Raw genomic sequence first — 560 nt, forward strand, 5'->3', positions numbered from 1 at the left:
ACAGCGGGATCGCGGCCGTTCGCGCCGAAGCGATCGAGCGGCGCGGCGGCGCGTGCTGCGATGGAAAAGTCCGGACGCATCGCGACGGCGCGCGACCCGGAGGTGCCGACGTCGATGCCTATGGCAAGCGGCGCCATGCGCCTAGCCCGCGGCGTTGAGTTTCTGGCGATACTGCTCGGCATCCCAGTTGATCAGTTCGTCGTTTTCGGCGGCGGTCAGATAATTCAGGCGTGCCGTGATGTCGATCCGGGCAGTCACATCGGCAAGGCAGCGCTGCATGGCGTCCGCGCCGGTGCTGGCATCGCCGCGCATCAGCACGCCGACGCCGGGAAAGAGGATCGCGGCCGGCTTGACGCCCAGCCGCGCGATGACGTCGGCGACATGTTCGCCGGGCCTTGCCACCACGGAGCTCCGGCCGAGAAAGATGACATGGTCCGGATAGAGGCTGCCGGCTTCGGCCATGCGGCGGCTGTCCGCGTCGAGCGCCGCCGCATGCGCCTCGACATCCGCCGGCAATCTGTAGCCGCTGCTGTCGCCGGCAAGCGCCGTCAGCGCCGCGG

The 560-nt window shown here is 69.5% G+C and carries 2 pseudogenes; both read right to left on the reverse strand.

Annotated features, from left to right (window positions below):
- A pseudogene (locus DH10_RS37495) lies at nucleotides 1-137 on the reverse strand (carbohydrate kinase); the annotation flags it as partial.
- Nucleotides 138-141: 4 nt separating this feature from the next.
- A pseudogene (locus DH10_RS36000) lies at nucleotides 142-560 on the reverse strand (class II aldolase); the annotation flags it as partial.

The organism is Mesorhizobium silamurunense (assembly GCF_014843825.1).
Lineage (GTDB): Bacteria > Pseudomonadota > Alphaproteobacteria > Rhizobiales > Rhizobiaceae > Mesorhizobium > Mesorhizobium silamurunense.